Below are 17,101 nucleotides of genomic sequence, written 5' to 3'. Positions count from 1 at the left end.
GGGCTGAACGGCAGGCGCGGGCCCGGCTTCTTTCCGCTCAGGCCTTGCCGGCGGCGCGCGTTGCAGCGCTGGCGCGGAACAGCACCAGGGTGGCCACGCCGATCGCCGACAGCACCAGTGGCAGCGGCAGCGCGGACGCCTTGAGCAGATAGCCTACCAGGAGCCCGACGCAGCCCGAGAGCAGCATCTGGCAGAGCCCGGTGAGGGAAGAGGCGGCCCCCGCGCGGTCCGGGAAGGGCATCATCGCCGCCGCCTGCGATTGCGGCATGGTCAGCCCGACGCCGCAGGCATAGAGCGCCATCGGCAGGATCACGCCGAACGGCCCGCCGAAGCCGCTGGCGACGCAGACCAGCATCGCGAGCCCGCCGGCGGCGAGGCAGATGACGCCGAGCGCGATCACGCCGTCGAGCCCGCGCGAGCCGACCAGGCGCTGGGCTAGGATGGTGCCGAGAATGTAGCCGAGCACCATGCAGCCGAAGGACAGGCCATAGACCGGCGGCGTGAGCCCGTAGATGCCGATCAGGACGAAGGAAGAGCCGGAGATGAAGGCGAACAGCCCGGCATAGGCGAGCGAGGTCAGGCTGACATAGACCCGGTAGGCCGGGTTCTGCAGGAGCACGCGAAAGCCGCGGAAGATCGCGAGGAAGGAGAGCTTTTCCGGGGAGCGCTTGCGGATCGTCTCGGGCAGGATCGTCACCACCACGGCCATGATGGCGAGGGCGACGATCAGCGTCGCGACGAAGGTCGAGCGCCAGCCGAAGGCGTTCTGCAGCACGCCGCCGAGCGCCGGCGCCACCGCCGGGACCAGCCCCATGATCATGCCCATCCGGGCGAGCTCGCGGCCGGCGCGCGGCCCGTCATAGAGATCGCGGACCATGGCGCGGCCGAGCACGATCGGCCCGGAGGCACCGAGCGCCTGGGCGAAGCGCGCGCCGATCAGCGCCTCGATCGAGGGCGCGAGCGCGCAGATCAGCGTGGTCACGAGGAACAGGCCAAGGCCGATCAGCAGCACCGGCCGCCGGCCGAGCCGGTCGGACAGCGGGCCCCAGATGATCTGCCCGGCGGCGAAGCCGAACAGGAAGGCCGAGAGCGTCGCCTGGGCGCCGGCAACGTCGGTGTTCAGGACACGGACGATCTCGGGCAGCGAGGGCAGGTAGAAATCGGTCGAGAGCGGGCCGAGCGCCGTCAGCATGGCGAGGACGGCGGTCATCGCCAGCGTGTCGGGGCGCAAGGTCATGGGCGGCGTCTCTTTGGTCGAACGCCGCCCGTTTAGGCCCGCCGCGTCACGCTGTCGAGGCGCGGCGGGTGTTCGGCTAGCGGAAGAAGATCAGCGTCTGCAGCAGGAAGATCGGGATCAGGATGCCGCCCGACCAGGCCATGTAGCCGAAGAAGCTCGGCATCGCGACCTTCCGGTCCTTGGCGATGGCGTAGACCATGAAGTTCGGGGCGTTGCCGATATAGGTGTTGGCGCCCATGAAGACGGCGCCGGCCGATATCGCGGTCAGCGTCAGCGCGCCCGTGGTCATCAGCGCCTTCGCATCGCCGCCCGCGAGCTCGAAGAAGACGAGATAGGTCGGCGCATTGTCGAGGAAGGAGGACAGGATGCCGGTTAGCCAGAAATAGGCGACGTTGTTGGCCGTTCCGTCGGCATTGCTGACCATGGCGACCAGTGAGGAGAAGGCGCCGTCCTTGCCGGCCTGCAGCATCGCCAGCACCGGGATGATGCAGGTGAAGATGCCGGCGAACAGCTTGGCAACCTCCAGGATCGGGCCCCAGCTGAACTCGTTGCCGGCGCGTACCGGCTTCGGCGTCAGTTTGAGCGAGAGCAGGGCGAGGCCGAGCAGGATCGCGTCGCGCACGATGTTCTGCAGCTCGAGATGGACGCCCTGAATCGTGAAGGTCACGCCCGGCTTCCAGTTCGCCGACATCAGGATGGCGAGGATCACGCCGCCCAGCAGCAGGATGTTGACCTTGCCGTAGAGCTTGATGGCGCGGTCCGGCGTCGGGTCCTTCAGCGCCGGCAGCCCCTCCTCCTTGCGGAACAGGTAGCTGTCGAGCGCGAAGAACAGGACGAGCAGCACCGCCACCGCGAAGGCGGTCTCCGGCAGGAGGTGCGTCGTCGTCCAGAAGAAGCTGACGCCGCGCAGGAAGCCGAGGAACAGCGGCGGGTCGCCGAGCGGGGTCAGCGAGCCCCCGATATTCGAGACCAGGAAGATGAAGAACACCACGACATGGACGTTGTGGCGCCGGTTGTCGTTGGCGCGCAGCAGCGGCCTGATCATGATGATCGAGGCGCCGGTCGTGCCGACGAAGCTCGCCATCACCGTGCCGATGGCGAGCAGCGTCGTGTTGGTCGCCGGCGTGCCGTGCAGATTGCCCATCACCAGGATGCCGCCGGCGATGGTGAACAGCGCGAACAGCAGGATGATGAAGGGGACGTATTCGAGCAGCGCGGTGTGCAGCAGCGCGCCGAGCGCAGGTTCGAAACCGCGCAGCAGCATCAGCGGCAGCAGCACCAGCACCGCCCAGAAGGCGGCGAACTTGCCGTAGTTGTGCTCCCAGAAATGCGGGAACAGGATCGGCCCGAGCGCGATCGAGAGCAGCATGCCGGCGAAGGGCAGGGCCCAGGCGACGCCCATGGTCGCGCCGCCGATGTCGCCGGCGGCCAGCGCGCTCTGCGGGAAGAGGGCGAAGGCGAGCGCTGCGCCCGCTGCCGTCAGGATCGATTTCAAGGCTTCCCCCCGCCCGCTTGGGCGCGGGACTGCTACTTCCAACCCTGTGCTGGTTATACGATGGCTATGGGGGTCGCAACCGCCGCCGCCCTGCCGGGCGGACTGCCGGCGTCCCGATTTCGCCTGCTCCAAAAAAGCCGTTATGGCAGCATTCATGCTTGTCGCGCAGATTGACCTTGCGGCGTCCTGCCGCGCGTGATTCGGGGCCGACCATGTGCCGTTTCCTCGCCTATGCCGGCGCTCCGGTGTTCCTGGAGGATCTCGTCGCCTCACCGTGCCATTCGCTGATCCACCAGTCGCTGCACGCCGAGGAGGCCAAGACCGGCACCAATGGCGACGGTTTCGGCGTCGGCTGGTATGGCGAACGGCCCGAGCCCGGCCAGTATCGCGAGATCCGCCCGGCCTGGTCGGACGAGAACCTGCTCTCGATCGCCCGCCTCGTCCGCTCGCATCTGTTCTTTGCGCATGTCCGCGCCGCGACCGGCACGGCGAGCACGCGGGCCAACTGCCATCCGTTCGTCCATGGCCGGCATCTCTTCATGCATAACGGCCAGATCGGCGGCTACGGCCTGATCCGGCGCCGGCTCGAGAGCCTGATTCCCGATCCGCTTTATGGCTCGCGCGTCGGCACCACCGATTCGGAAGTGCTGTTCCTGCTGGCGCTGGCGCGGATGAGCGAGGGCGAGCAGCCGGGCGAAGCCCTTGCCGGCGCGCTCGGCGACGCGCTTGCCCTGATGCAGGAGGCCGGCGTCCGCGAGCCCCTGCGCTGCGCCGCCGCGCTCGCCGATGGCGAGACCATCCATGCCGTCCGCTGGTCCTCCGACGAGAAGCCGCCGACGCTCTATCTCTGCGATCGCGGCGATGCGGTGGTGATCGCCTCCGAGCCGATCGACGCGGCGCGCGAATGCTGGCAGGCGCTGCCGCGCAACACGCTGGTCTCGGCCCGCGTGGGCGCGGTCAGCCTGCATCCCTTCGAGGTCGGTCTGCGCCGCGCGGCCTGAGGCGGGACGCCGGCCTGCCGCCGAAACGCTTGCGCAGGCGCTTGCCTCCGGGGCACATGCCGGCATGCGCAGCTTCGACACAGCCCTGCCGATCGACGCGGTCCTCGACGATCTGTCCGCCGCCCTGCGTGCACGGCCGAACGCGGTGCTCGTCGCCCCGCCCGGCGCCGGCAAGACGACGCGCGTGCCGCTCGCCTTGCTGGACGAGCCCTGGGCGCAAGATGGCGGCAAGGGCGGCAAGCTGATCGTGCTGGAGCCGCGCCGGCTGGCCGCGCGCGGCGCTGCCGCCCGGATGGCGCAGACGCTCGGCGAGCGCGTCGGCGAGACGGTTGGCCTGCGTGTCCGGCTCGGCTCGAAGATCGGCCCGAGGACGCGCATCGAGGTCGTCACCGAAGGCGTCTTCGCGCGGATGATCCTAGACGATCCCGCTTTGGAAGGCGTCGCGGCGCTGCTCTTCGACGAGTTCCACGAGCGCTCGCTCGATGCCGATTTCGGGCTGGCGTTGGCGCTCGATGCCCAGGCCGGCCTGCGCGAGGATCTGCGCATCCTCGTGATGTCGGCGACGCTCGACGGCGCCCGCGTCGCGCGGCTGCTCGGCGAGGCCCCGATGGTCGAAAGCCAGGGCCGGGCCTATCCCGTCGAGACGCGCTATCTCGGCCGCGACCCGCTGAAGCGCATCGAGGACCAGGTCACCGAGGCCGTCCTGCTGGCGCTGAACGAGCAGCGCGGCTCGCTCCTCGTCTTCCTGCCTGGCCAGGGCGAGATCCGCCGGGTCGAGGAGCGCCTGCGCGAAAAGATCCGCGATGCCAGCGTCGAGATCGCGCCGCTCTATGGCGCGCTCGAACAGGCCGAGCAGGACCGGGCCGTGCTGCCGGCGCCGCCCGGCCGGCGCAAGATCGTGCTGGCGACCGCGATCGCCGAGACCTCGCTGACCATCGAGGGCGTGCGCGTCGTCATCGATTCCGGCCTGGCGCGGGTACCGCTCTACGAGCCCGATATCGGCATCACCCGCTTGGTCACCCAGCGCGCGAGCCGCGCTGCCAGCGACCAGCGCCGCGGCCGCGCCGGCCGCACCGAGCCCGGCATCTGCTACCGGCTCTGGGAGGAGGCCGGCAATGGTGCGCTCGAGGCTTTCGCCCGGCCGGAGATCCTCTCGGCCGATCTTGCCCCGCTGCTGCTCGACTGCGCCGCCTGGGGCGTCGCGGACCCGACGACGCTCGCCTTTCTCGACCCGCCGCCCGCCCCGGCGCTGAAGGAAGCGCGCCTGCTGCTGAACGATCTCGAAGCGCTCGACGAAGGTGGCCGGATCACCGCCTCCGGCAAGGCCTTGCAGGCGCTGCCCTTGCCGCCGCGCCTGGCCCATATGGTCACCGGCGCCGCCGGCTTCGGCGAGGCCGGGCAGGCCGCGCTGCTGGCGGCCCTTCTGGTCGAGCGCGGGCTCGGCGGCGAGGCGATCGATCTCGCCGAGCGGCTCGAACGCTTCGGGCGCGAGCGCGGCGGCCGCGCTGCCGACATGCGCCGCCTCGCCGAGGGCTGGGCCCGGCAGGCGGGAGCGAAGGCGCCGAAAGGCGATGAGCGCACCCATTCGCCCGGCTTCCTGCTGGCGCTCGCCTTCCCTGACCGGGTCGCCAAGGCGCGCCAGCCCGGCTCCGGTCAGTATCTGCTGGCCAATAGCCGCGGCGCCGCGCTGGAGCCCGGCCAGCGCCTGGCGCGCGAGCCCTATCTGGTCGTCGGCGAGATGACCGGCAGCGCCGCCCAAGCCCGCATCCTCAGTGCCGCGGCGATCGACGAGGCGGGGATCGCCGAACTCGCCGCCTCCGGCCTGATCCGCACCCCCCTGTCGGAACAGGCCGAGACCTCGTTCGACCGCGCCGCCAAGGCCTTGCGCGCCCGCGCCAGCCGGCGCTTCGGAGCGCTGGTCCTGGCCGAGCGTCCTTTGCCGGTCGAGGCGAGCGAGGAGAACGCCGTCGTCCTGGCGAAGGGCGTCGCCGCCCTCGGCATCGACGCCCTGCCCTGGAGCAAGGCGCAGGCGCAATTGCGCGAGCGTGTCGCCTTCCTGCGCACGGCCGAAGGGCCGGGCAGCGGCTGGCCCGATCTTTCCGATGCCGGGCTGGCCGAGGGCGCGGCGGACTGGCTCGCGCCGCACATCGTCGGCCGCAATTCGCTCGCCGCGATCACGCCGGGCGATCTCGACGGCGCGCTGACGGAGCTTCTGCCCTGGGACCTGAAGCGCCGGCTCGATGCCGAGGCACCGACGCATTTTGCCGCGCCGACCGGTTCGCAGCTCGCGGTCGACTATGGCGCCGAAGCAGGCCCGACCATCTCGGTTCGGGTGCAGGAGCTGTTCGGGCTGGCCAAGCACCCGGCGCTGGTCGGCGGGCGCGTGCCGCTGGTGCTGGAGCTGCTTTCGCCGGCGCATCGGCCGATCCAGGTGACGCGCGACCTGCCGGGCTTCTGGCGCGGCTCATGGGCCGCGGTGAAGGCCGAGATGAAGGGCCGCTATCCGCGCCATCCCTGGCCGGACGATCCCGCCGCCGCGCCGCCGACGACGCGGGCCAAGCCGCGCGGGACGTGAGGCGCGCTACCCGCCGAACAGGCGCTCCAGGAAGTTCTTCTCCTGCGGCGGCGGCGGGGTCCAGGCGCGGTCGCCCTCGACCGTGCCCTGCGGCCGCGGCGCGATGCCGGCGACGGGCTCGCCCGGCTCGAAGATCGACTTCGGCCCGCTGTGCCAGAGCCCGCCCGGCAGCGGCGCCGGCTGCTGGCCGGCATGGGCGGCCTTCATGAACTTGCTCCAGATCTCCGCCGGGAGGCCGCTGCCATAGACCCGCTTCATCGTGCTGTTGTCGTCGTTTCCGAGCCAGACCGCGGTCACCAGCCGGGAGCTGAAGCCGACGAACCAGGCATCGCGGAAATCCTGGGTCGTGCCCGACTTGCCGCCCATCTCCCAGCCCGGGATATTGGCCTTGCTGCCGGTGCCGCGCACCATGGTCTCGTTGAACATGGCGTTCATCATCGACAGGATTTGCGGCTTGACGACCTCACCGAAGCCGCTGCCCTTGCGGGCATAGAGCACCTTGCCGGAGAGCGACTTCACTTCGCGGATGACATAGGGCAGCACGCCCTTGCCGCCATTGGCGAAGCTCGCATAGGCGCTGGTCAGCTCGATCGGCGTGACCTCGGAGGTGCCGAGCGCGAGCGAGGGATTGGCCTGCAGCGCCGAATTGATGCCGAGGCGCTGCGCCACACGGACCGCTTCCTTCGGGCCGATCTCCTGGTTGAGTTTGACCACCACGGTGTTGAGCGAGAGCGCGAAGGCGGTCTGCAGCGTCACCGGGCCGCGATAGGTGCGGCTGTTGTTCTCTGGCTGCCAGCCCCGGATCGAGACCGGCGAGTCGTCGCGGATCGCATCGGGCGTGAGCCCGTTTTCCAGCGCCGCGAGATAGACGAAGGGCTTGAAGGCCGAGCCCGGCTGCCGCCGGGCGGCCGTGGCCCGGTTGAACTGGCTCTTGGTGTAGTCGCGCCCGCCGATCAGGGCGCGCAATGCCCCGTCCGGTGCCATCGAGACGATGGCACCCTGGCCGACGCCCTGCTTGGCGCCCTGGGCGTTCAGGGCCTCGACCAGCATGGTCTCGGCGCTGGCCTGCAGCTTGGTGTCGATCGTGGTCAGGACGGTGACGTCGCCCTCGATCGCGCCGATGAAATCGTCGAGCACGTCCATGACGTAGTCGGCGGCGTAGTTGACCGAGCCGGCGCCGGTGCGCTCGGCGGCTTCCGCCGGCGCGACCAGCGCGCTCTTGGCCGAGGCCGGCGAGATCAGGCCCTGATCGGCCATTGCGGCGATGACGAGCTGCGCCCGCTTCTCCGCCGCTTCCGGATTGCGGTTCGGCGCCAGCCGCGACGGCGCCTGGACGAGGCCGGCGAGCATCGCCGCCTCGGCGATCGTCACCGAGCGGGCGGATTTGTTGAAATAGCGCTGGGCCGCGGCCTCGACGCCATAGGCGCCCGAGCCGAAATAGACCCGGTTGAGATAGAGCTCGAGGATCTGGTCCTTGGTGTAGGTCCGCTCCAGCCAGAGCGAGAGGATCGCCTCCTGGATCTTGCGGGCGGCGGTGCGTTCCTGTGTCAGGAACAGGTTCTTGGCGAGCTGCTGCGTCAGGGTCGAGCCGCCCTGGACGCCGCCACGCTTCGTGACGTTGTTGACGACGGCGCGGGTGAGACCGATCGGGTCGATGCCGAAATGCTCGTAGAAGCGCCGGTCCTCGATGGCGACGAAGGCTTTCGGCAGATAGGGCGGAACCTCGCCGAGCGTGATCGTGCGCCCGCCGGTCTCGCCGCGATTGGCGAGCAGCGAGCCGTCCGCGGCGAGGATCGCGATGTTCGGCGGCCGCTTCGGCACGGTGAGCTGGTCGATCGGCGGCAATTGCGCGGCGTGATAGGCGACGACCCCGCCGACCCCGAGCACGGCCCAGAGTCCGAGGACGAGGCCCCAGTAGAAGATCCGGCCGAAGAAAGAGCGACCCTTGCGGCGCTGCTTGCGGCCACCGCGTCCTTCAGTCTTCTGACGGCGCGGTTGCTGGCGCGGTGCCACGGGGTTCCTTCCTCCACGATAGGGGCGGTCCTCGGCCGACAGGCGCAGATCGTCGTCGTCGCGCTCGTAATCCTCGCGCGCACGTTCGAATGAGGGCTCGCGCCGCTCTCCGTTCCGTCTCGACCGGTCGTTCATTCCGCCCCGTTCAGGCCCCAATGCCGGCTTTGTGTCAGGCGAGCCGGCCAACTTCCACACAGGATTCAAACATGGCGCTTTTAAGGGGTGGTTAAGCTCGCCGCGCGGCGGATTGCCGCCAAACCGGCAAGTTTCCCACACTGTGGCGAATCTGCCGCCGGTTCCCTTTGCTGCACTGCAAACGAAAATGTGAGTTGATCGCTGCCAGCCGGTCCCTGACAACCGCCCGGAGTGGTGAATCAATTATTTGCCAGCAAAGGCCGCCATTCGAATGGAATTTCTCTAATCTAGTCTCGAATAGGAAAGAATTTCTGCATGCCACGCCTGGATTCGCTCGGCCGCTTTGCTCCGCATTCGCTTGCCCTGCTGCGCATCGTGACCGCGCTGACCTTCTTCACCCATGGCACCCAGAAGCTCTTCGCCTTTCCGGTTGCGCCGTCCTGGGGCATGCCGGCCGCCTTCAGCCTGAGCTGGACCGCGGCGGTGCTCGAAGTCGTCGGCGGCCTCCTCATCGCGGTCGGCTTCCTCACCCGGCCGACCGCTTTCGTCCTGTCGGGGCTGATGGCCGTCGCATACTGGATGGCGCACGCGCCCAAGAGCTTCTACCCGCTGCTCAATGGCGGCGAGCCGGCCCTGCTGTTCTGCTTCATCTTCTTCTACATCTTCTTCGCCGGCCCGGGTTCCTTCGCGCTCGACAACCGCAAGGGCTGAGGCCTCGCGCTTCGCTCCAGCCGGAGTGACGGCGCCGCAAGACCATAAAAAGGCCCGCCTTCCCCGGGGAAGGCGGGCCTTTTGGTTTCAGCCGAAAGCCTTCAGACCGCGGCCGAGATCCAGCGCGAAAGGTCGCTCTTCGGGGCAGCGCCGACCTTCTGCGAAGCCAGCTTGCCGTCCTTGAACAGCATCAGGGTCGGGATCGAGCGGATGCCGAACTGAGCCGGGATCTGCTGGTTCTCGTCGACATTCATCTTCACGATCTTGACCTTGCCGTCGAGCTCGCCGGCGATCTCCTCGAGCGCCGGGCCGATCATCCGGCAGGGGCCGCACCACTCGGCCCAGAAGTCCACAACCACCGGCTGGCTCGACTTGAGGACATCGGCCTCGAAGCTCGCATCGGTCACTTTCGTCGTCGCCATGGCTGTCGCCTTTTCGATTTGCGGACGGCTTCGCGCCGTCGTTCGGAGTGGAAGCTATGAACCGAGCCCGCCAGGGTCAAGGCTGGCTCGCCTCACGATGAAGCAGGTCTACCCTGCCAAATTCGCCAGAACGGCATCGAGTTCCGCCGCGCTCGGCTCGAGCACGGTGAGGCTCGCCGTATAGATCGCCAGCGCCCTCACCGGCCGGCCGGGATAGATCTCGCCGACCAGCCGGCGATAGACCGCGAGCTGCGCCAGCGTCGCCGCCGGCAGGGAGGCGGCGTCCTTCGGCGCCCGGGCGGCCGTCTTGAAATCGGCGATCAGCACCTCGTCATCGGTCGCGGCCAGCCGGTCGATCCGCCCGATCACCGGGCGCTTCTGGCCGCCGGGCAAGGTGACCTCGCCGGCGAGTGGCGCTTCGGCAAGGCTGCCCGGCGCGAACAGCGCCGCGAGCTCCGGCCGTTCGATCAGTGCCAGCGCGTCGGCGCAGATGCGCTGGCGGCGCTCGGCCGAGAGATTGGCCCCGCGCGCTTCCGCCAAAGCGCGGGCGGTCTCGCCGCGTCTTTCGTGCGGAACCTCCGGCAGGATCTGGAGCAGGAGATGCGCCAGGCGCCCGGCCGCGGCCGCCTCGGCGAGGAAAGGGCCATCGGCCGGGCGGGCGGTCGCATCGGCGGCGCCGAGCGCGTTGGAGGGCCGCAGCGGCGGCAGGGCTTCCTGCTCCGGCGGTGCGGAGCGGGCGAGCCATGCCGGGGCAACGGCGCCGACCGGCGCGGTCTGCGTCTCGGCCTTAGCCTGCGCCTGCGGCTGCGAGACCATGAAGCGCCGGACCGTGCCGTCGCCATCGGGCGCCGCGACCTCGCCGAGCCCGCTCGTCGAGGCGGTGAGCCCGAGCTCGGCCATGGCGTACCAGGAGCCCTCCGGCGCCTCGCCCTTGGCCTGCACGCCGCACAGTATCAGCCGCTCCTCGGCCCGCGTCATCGCGACATAGAGCAGGCGGTGATGCTCCTCGATCATCTGGGCGACGATCTCGTCCTTGGCGCCGCGGGTCGCGCTGGAATCGCCGGCCCTGGCCGGCGCCCAGATCGGCACCGGCACGCCGCCCGGCGTCTCGACGCCGATCAGTTTCGGCAGGCGCCGCTCGCCCGGCGCGACGCCGAGATCGGCGAGGATGACGATCGGCGCCTCCAGCCCCTTTGAACCGTGCACCGTCATCACCCGGACCTCGCCGGCGCTGGCCGAGAGATCGCGCTTCACCTGCGTCGCGACCGCCCCGACATGGTGCAGGAAGCCGGCGAGCGAGGGCCCGTAGCGCCGCTCATGGTCGAGCGCGGCGCTGAGGAAGGCGTCGAGCGCGTCGCCCGCCTCCGGCCCTAGCCGTGCCAGCGCCAGATTGCGCCCGCCGCCGGGGCCGAGCAGCCCGGCGAAGAAGCGGAACGGGCCGTTGCGCCCGGCATCCTCGGCGAGTTCGGTCAGCCTTGCGTGGGCAGCGGCATAGCGCGGCTCGCTCTCGGCCGCCTGGTGCAGCGCCTCGCGCAGCGAGCCTGTCCGCTCCGGCGCAAAGCGCAAGAGGTCGTCGTCGTCGAGCCCGAACAGCGGCGTCTTCAGCGTGATCGCCAGCGAAAGGTCGTCCTGTGGCAGCAGGATGGCGCGGCCGAGCGCGACCAGGTCCTCGATGGCGGGGTGCTCGGCGAGCGTCAGCCGGTCGCGCCCGGCGACGGGCACGCCGGCATCCTTCAGCGCCTTGACGATCGCCTCGAACAGCGCCCCGCGCTGGCGCAGCAGGATCATCACGTCGCCCGGCTTGAACGGCCGGCCGAGATCGTCATGGCCGGCCTGTTTCCAGCGCTTCAGCACCTCGGCGATGCGCGCGGCGAGCTTGACCAGCCCGGAGCGGCGCTCGGGCGCATCGACCGGTGTCGTCCAGGCGTCGGGCTTGTCGCCGGCATCGTCGGCGGAGATCGGCCAGAGATCGACCGCGCCGATCGCCGCCTGCCTGACCGTGTCGTGCCGTTCCGGCCCGGCGCCGCCGTCGAAGACGAGTCCGCGCCAATGCGCCTGCGGCGCGAAGACGGCGTCGACCGCTTGCATGATGTCCGGCGCCGAGCGGAAGGAGGTGTTGAGGCTGATCGGCGCGAAGCGCTGGCCGGCAGCGTCCAGGCGCTTGCCCAGCCTGGCGCGCTCCTCGCCGAAATGCCGCGGCGCCGCGCCCTGGAAGCCGTAGATCGACTGCTTCTCGTCGCCGACGACGAACACGGTGCGCGGCCGCGCCTGATCGCGTGCGCCCTCGCCGGCGGAGAATTCCTCGGCGAGGCGGCGCAGGATCGCCCATTGCGCCTCGCTGGTGTCCTGCGCCTCGTCGAGCAGGATATGGTCGATCCCGGCATCGAGCTTGTAGAGCGCCCAGGCCGGATCGACCCGGTCGAGCAGCGAGCGCGTCTTGCCGATCAGGTCGTCATAGTCGAGCAGCGAGCGCTGCGCCTTCAGCCGCTGATAGGCGGCGAGGATATGGGTCACCAGCACGGCCAGCGCATTGCTGCGCTCGCGCACGGCGATGGCGTTGAGCTGTTCGATCGCGCGGAGCAGGCAGCCGGCGACGGTATCGAGCGCCTCGTCGAGATGAGCCGGCAGGGCGCTGTTGCCCTTGCCGCGGACATGCTGGCTGACCGTGCCTTCGAGGGTCAGGATGCCGGCTCGGCAGGCGGCGACCGGGTCGATGCCGGCTTCCGTCGAGAGCGCGAGACGCAGCGCCGCCGCCGCCTTCTGCCGCGTTGCGCTGCCGGCATCGAAGCTGTCGATCAGTGCCGAGATGCCGCCGATGCTGGCGAGCTCCGCCCCGAAGCGCTGCTGAACTATCTCCGGCGTCAGCGCCGTCGCGATGCCGAGGAAGGCGGCGATGCCGGCTTCCATCTCCTCCGGGCTGCGCGCCCGGCCGAGGCTGTCATTGAACAGCGCGCGCTGGTGCAGCGCCTCGCGCATGATCTGGTCGAAACTGTCCTGCGCCGCCTCGCGCGCCATGAAACGCAGCGCCCGCGCCTGCGGTCCGTCGGGGTCGGCGGCGGCGGTCGCGAGCAGGTCGCGCCTGGCATCGCGCATCAGCTCGTCCTGGGCGAGATCGTCGGCGACCTCGAAGCGCGCCGGCACGTTCGCCTCGAAGGGCGCGCTCTGCAGAACGCGGGTGCAGAAGGCGTGGATGGTCTCGATCTTGAGCCCGCCCGGCGTCTCCAGCGCCTGTGCGAACAGCCGCCGCGCCCTGGCGAGGCCGGCGGCACCGGGCGCCTGCCCGGTCAGCTTCGCCAGCTCGTCCCGCAGGCCGTCATCGGAGGCGACGGCCCAGGCCGAGAGCGCCCGGAACAGCCGGTTCGACATGTTGGCGGCGGCGGCCTTGGTATAGGTGATGCAGAGCATCCGCCCGGGCGCGACCCCGTCGAGCAAGAGCCGCAGCACCCGGTTGACCAGCACATGGGTCTTGCCCGAGCCGGCATTGGCGGCGACCCAGGCGCTGAGATCGGGCTCGGCCGCCAGCGCCTGGTTGGCCTTCGTCAACTCAGGGATGACCCAACCGGCCGGGGTCGCGTGGGCGCTCATGCCTCCTCTCCCGCCTCGGAGCCGAGGCCGGGCGCGGCCGACCATTCCTTGACCCGCGCGAGCTGGTCATAGGGGCTGGCATATTTGATGTAGGCCGGCGCCCGCCGCGAGACATAGGGCTCCTTGCCGGCCCGCAGCGCCGCAAGATGGGCGAGCAGATGCGCAAGATGGCGGGCGGTGACGTCGGCCTGGCTCTCGTCCTTGAAGGCGAGCTTCTTGTCCTTCTGCCAGCTTTTCGGGTCGTGGCCGAGCTTCAGGTACATGAGCGCCTCGACAGGCGCGGCCCTGACGGTGGGCGGAAAGCCGTGGCGCAGCGCAAGCTCGGCTTCGAGCGTCAGTTGCGGCGCGAAGCCGAGCCTGACCTGCTCGTCGCTCGGCGGCGCGCCGGTCTTGAAGTCGATGATCCTGAGCTTGCCTTCGCGCGTCACCTCGATCCGGTCGGCGCGGCCGGTGAGCAGGATGCCGCCGCCGCCCGGCAGGGGAAACTCGCCTTGGGTGTCGTGCTCGACCGCGACCCTGGCGAGTTCCGGCCGGCGCCTCTCCTCCCAGCCGACGAAGTTCTGCACGATCATCAGGAAGCGCGGCCACCAGAAGGCGCGCACCTCCGGCGTCTCGTCGAAGGCGCGGAACATCCGCTCGCCGATCTCGATCAGGCTCGCGGCGGCGCCGGCCGGCATCTGCTCGGGATAGGTCTGCGCGAACTCGGCGACGATGTCGTGCAGCAGCGAGCCGCGATCGGAAGCGCCGGGATCCTCCGCCATCTCGGGCAGGGCGTCGAGCTTCAGGATCTTGCGGGCGAACAGCGCATAGGGGTCGCGATAGAGCGTCTCGACCTCGGTGACGCTGAGCCGCTTCGGATGCAGATGCGGCGCCGGAACCGGCTTCGGCCGGCTCGCCGGCCTCGCCCGTGCCGGGGCGCTGAGCAGGCCGGCCCAGCCGATCAGCTCGCGGCCGCGCGCCTCGGCCGCCTGCCAGGTATCGGCCGGCGTCACCGCCTTCAGGCGCTGCCAGAAGCGCGAGGGGATGGTCTCCGCCTCGCCGGCCTTGCGGGCGCGGGTCAGCGTCACATTGCCCGCCAGCGCCGCCTGGACGAAGTCATGCCCGGTCTGGCCGATGCGCCGTTCCGGCGAGGTGAGGCCGAGCTCGGCCCGCATCGGCCGGTTGAGGAAGGAATCGGTCTGCGTCGCCGGCGGCCAGACGCCCTCGATCAGGCCGCCGAGCACGACATGCTCCGCTTCGAGCAGGCGGGCTTCGAGCAGGCCCCAGATCTTCAGGCGGGGATGACCGGGCTCGCGCCTGACCACCGCGCGCTCGTCGATCAGCCCGGAGAGGATAGCGATCCAGTCGCGCGCCCGCCCTTCCGTCGGGGCCTCCGCCAGCGCGGCCTCGATCTCGTCGAACAATGCGGCCAGCGCCTCGCCATCGGGCCCTCGAAAGACCAGCGAGCTGCCGCTCTCGTCGCTGCCGAGTGCCGCGACGGCGGCGCGGGCGGCTCCCGCGATCTCTGCGAGTACCGGCTCGCGCCGGGCGGGCGCCACCGCCAGCGGCGACAGGGCCGCGTCGAGGCGGGCGAGAACCTGCTCGGCGGCGGCGCGATCCTCCGCTGTCAGCTTGCGGCGCGGGCGCGGAGCATGCTTGGCATCGATCAGGTCCTCGATCCCGGCAAAGGCCCGGTGCAGCCCGGCAAGGCCGCGGCCGACCGTCTCGCCGCGCCAACAGCCGATCTCCAGCGTCGCCGCACCCTGGCGCAGCATGGCTTCGCTGAGGCCGAGCCGGCAGAGCGGGTGCGCCAGCAGCGCGACCAGGCTGGCCGGCGCGAATTCCGTCGCGACAGCGTCGAGCACGAGGCGCAGCAGCGCCCCGGCCGGCCAGCGCCCGAGCGCCAAGCCGGCGGAATCGTCGGCCACGATGCCCCAGCGCCGAAGCTCGATCGCGACGCGCTCGGCGAGACCGCGATCCGGCGTGATCAGCGCGGCCCGTTCGCCCGGCCGTTCCAGCGCCTCGCGCAAAGCAAGCGCGGCGACCAGCGCCTCCTCGCGCTCATCGGCCGCTTCGACCACGCGCAGGCCGGCGAGCGCCGTGTCCGCGCCGGGCGCGGCGGCGATGCCGGCCCAGCCATCGGTCACCGTCGCCGGCAGCATCGCCTGCCGCAGCAGGTCGCGCCGGGCGGCCAAGGTCTCGGTGGGCTTCGCCAGGCTCTCGACCTCGTCGCGGTCGGCCCCGATCACCTCGAGGAGATGATGCAGGGCGGCCTGCGGGTGCGAAGGCGCCGGCTCGCCGGAGATCGCGCGCCAGGCTTGTTCCGGCAAGGCTTCGTCTAGATCGGGCAGGACCACCGCGCCGTTCGGCAGGCGCGCGATCGTGGCGAGCAGCCGCGCTGTCGCCGGCACCGTGCCGGTCGAGCCGGCGGCGATCACCGGGCCGGAAAGTCCGCCGGCCTCGAGGCGCCGGCGCTCGGCCTCCAGCATGCGGTTGCGGAAGTCGGCCGGGTCGCATTCGCAGCGCTCGGCAAGGATCGCCGGCCAGGTCTCGGCGACGATATCGAGGAAACGGGCGTTGAACTGCCAGATCTCGTCGAAGCGGGCGGCGTCGAGCCCGCGTAGCCGCTCCGGCGCCACGCCCTCGGTCTGCATCTGGTCGAGCAGGCCCGCGAGGTCGCCGGCGAGACCCCAGGCCTCGGCGAGCGTCGAGGGCACCAGAGCCGGCTCTGCCGGATCGAGCCGCAGATGCTGGCGGTTGGCGGCCTTGCCCCATTGCGCGATCAGCCGGGTCAGGATCAGCCGGCGCTGCAGCGGCTCGATCGGCGCGACGCGCGCCAGCATCTCGCCGGAGCCGGCGATCAGCGCCGTCTCGGCTTCGTCGACATCGCCGAGCGGCACGATGCGCGGCAGGAGCAGCGGCCGGCCGCCGAGCTTTTCCGACAGGATCGCCGCCAGCGCGCGGGCGGCGCGCTGGGTCGGCAGATAGAGCGTCGTGCGCGACAGCGCCGTCGGGTCGCCGGGATCATGGGCCTTGCCGAAGCGCCCGGCCAGCAATGTCTCCGCCAGCACCGCGAGAAACGGCGCGCCGGCCGGGATGCTGAACAGGTTGAGCCCGGCCATGCCGTTCAGGCCCGATGGGCGGCGTAGGCGGCCTCCGCCAGCGGGATCGCCTCCGGCGTGCCGACATGCAGCCAGCGCCCGTCGAGCTCATGGCCGAAGAGTCGCCCGGCCGCGATCGCCCGGTCGAAGAGCAGGTTGAACGAGAACGAGCCCTCGGGCGTGTCGGCGAACAGCTCCGGCTTGAGGATCGCGACGCCGGCATAGACGAAGGGGGCGCTGGTGGCCTTGCCGCGCCTGGTCAGCCGGCCCTCCGCATCGCGGAAGAAGTCTCCGGCGCCGTCGAAGCCGACGCTGCCCTCGCGTTCCGAAAGCAGCAGCAAAAGGTCCATCCGGGCCGGGTCCCAGGCCGCAGCCATGGCGGAAAGATTGGAGACGCCATTCTCGCTCCATAGCGAATCGGCGTTGACGCTGAAGAACGGCTCGCTTCCGAGCTCGGGCAGCGCCTTCTTGGCGCCGCCGCCGGTTTCCAGCAAAAGGCCGCGCTCGTCCGAAATGATGATCCGCGGCCGATGGCGCGCCGCGACATGCTGCTCGATGCGCTCCGGCAGATGGTGGACATTGACCACCGCCCGCTCGACGCCGGCTTCCGCCAGCCGGTCGAGGGCATGGTCGAGCATGGTCTTGCCGCCGATCGCGACCAGCGGCTTCGGCAAGGTGTCGGTGATCGGGCGCATGCGCTTGCCGAGCCCGGCCGCCAGCACGATCGCGCGGCGGATCGGCGGCGTTGTCGTCTGCGTCAAGCGAATCTCCTGGCCGTTCGGCATGTCCAGCCTATCAGCCACGGCGACGGGATTCGCTCAAGTCCCGCGCCCGCCGACGCGTCATC

General features: G+C 70.6%; 10 protein-coding genes. 3 read left to right on the top strand and 7 right to left on the bottom strand.

Features of this window, described 5'->3' with window-relative positions; translation table 11 throughout:
- Positions 1 to 37 precede the first annotated feature (37 nt).
- Complete coding sequence (locus AC1REK_RS21825) at positions 38 to 1,237, bottom strand: multidrug effflux MFS transporter (RefSeq protein WP_492270216.1); 1,200 nt, start codon at positions 1,235 to 1,237, stop codon at positions 38 to 40.
- Positions 1,238 to 1,313: 76 nt separating this feature from the next.
- Positions 1,314 to 2,723, bottom strand: a complete 1,410-nt coding sequence (locus AC1REK_RS21820) for a sodium:proton antiporter (RefSeq protein WP_492270280.1) — start codon at positions 2,721 to 2,723, stop codon at positions 1,314 to 1,316.
- Between the two features lie 221 nt (positions 2,724 to 2,944).
- Between AC1REK_RS21820 and AC1REK_RS21815 the strand changes: the two genes are divergently transcribed.
- Both AC1REK_RS21815 and hrpB read left to right on the top strand, forming a co-directional pair.
- Positions 2,945 to 3,733, top strand: a complete 789-nt coding sequence (locus AC1REK_RS21815) for a class II glutamine amidotransferase (RefSeq protein WP_066473198.1) — start codon at positions 2,945 to 2,947, stop codon at positions 3,731 to 3,733.
- A 64-nt stretch (positions 3,734 to 3,797) separates the two neighbouring features.
- Positions 3,798 to 6,308, top strand: coding sequence for an ATP-dependent helicase HrpB (hrpB, locus tag AC1REK_RS21810; RefSeq protein ID WP_492270217.1), 2,511 nt, complete (start codon positions 3,798 to 3,800; stop codon positions 6,306 to 6,308).
- 6 nt (positions 6,309 to 6,314) lie between these two features.
- Here the strand turns inward: hrpB and AC1REK_RS21805 are convergent, their stop codons facing one another.
- Positions 6,315 to 8,456, bottom strand: a complete 2,142-nt coding sequence (locus AC1REK_RS21805; RefSeq protein WP_492270218.1) for a transglycosylase domain-containing protein — start codon at positions 8,454 to 8,456, stop codon at positions 6,315 to 6,317.
- A gap of 315 nt (positions 8,457 to 8,771) precedes the next feature.
- Between AC1REK_RS21805 and AC1REK_RS21800 the strand changes: the two genes are divergently transcribed.
- Entirely contained in the window at positions 8,772 to 9,167 is a 396-nt protein-coding gene (locus AC1REK_RS21800) for a DoxX family protein (RefSeq protein WP_316019408.1), read from the top strand.
- Positions 9,168 to 9,268: 101 nt separating this feature from the next.
- On the opposite strand, the gene trxA is transcribed toward AC1REK_RS21800, so the two are convergent.
- The 4 genes from trxA to AC1REK_RS21780 form a co-directional block, all read right to left on the bottom strand.
- Positions 9,269 to 9,589, bottom strand: coding sequence for a thioredoxin (trxA, locus tag AC1REK_RS21795; protein ID WP_291638482.1), 321 nt, complete (start codon positions 9,587 to 9,589; stop codon positions 9,269 to 9,271).
- Positions 9,590 to 9,697: 108 nt separating this feature from the next.
- Complete coding sequence (gene addA, locus AC1REK_RS21790) at positions 9,698 to 13,174, bottom strand: double-strand break repair helicase AddA (RefSeq protein ID WP_492270219.1); 3,477 nt, start codon at positions 13,172 to 13,174, stop codon at positions 9,698 to 9,700.
- On the bottom strand, positions 13,171 to 16,275 hold the full coding sequence (gene addB, locus AC1REK_RS21785; RefSeq protein ID WP_492270220.1) for a double-strand break repair protein AddB: 3,105 nt from the start codon (positions 16,273 to 16,275) through the stop codon (positions 13,171 to 13,173). The genes addA and addB overlap by 4 nt, the downstream gene beginning before the upstream one ends.
- A 5-nt stretch (positions 16,276 to 16,280) precedes the next feature.
- The gene (locus AC1REK_RS21780; RefSeq protein ID WP_492270221.1) at positions 16,281 to 17,015 is read right to left on the bottom strand and encodes a nucleotidyltransferase family protein; all 735 of its coding nucleotides are present in this window, start codon (positions 17,013 to 17,015) and stop codon (positions 16,281 to 16,283) included.
- Positions 17,016 to 17,101 lie beyond the last annotated feature (86 nt).

The organism is Allobosea sp. GW823-FHT02B03 (assembly GCF_058797755.1).
The sequence above is the reverse complement of the archived record's forward strand: the minus strand, read 5'-3'. Positions and strand labels throughout refer to the sequence as shown.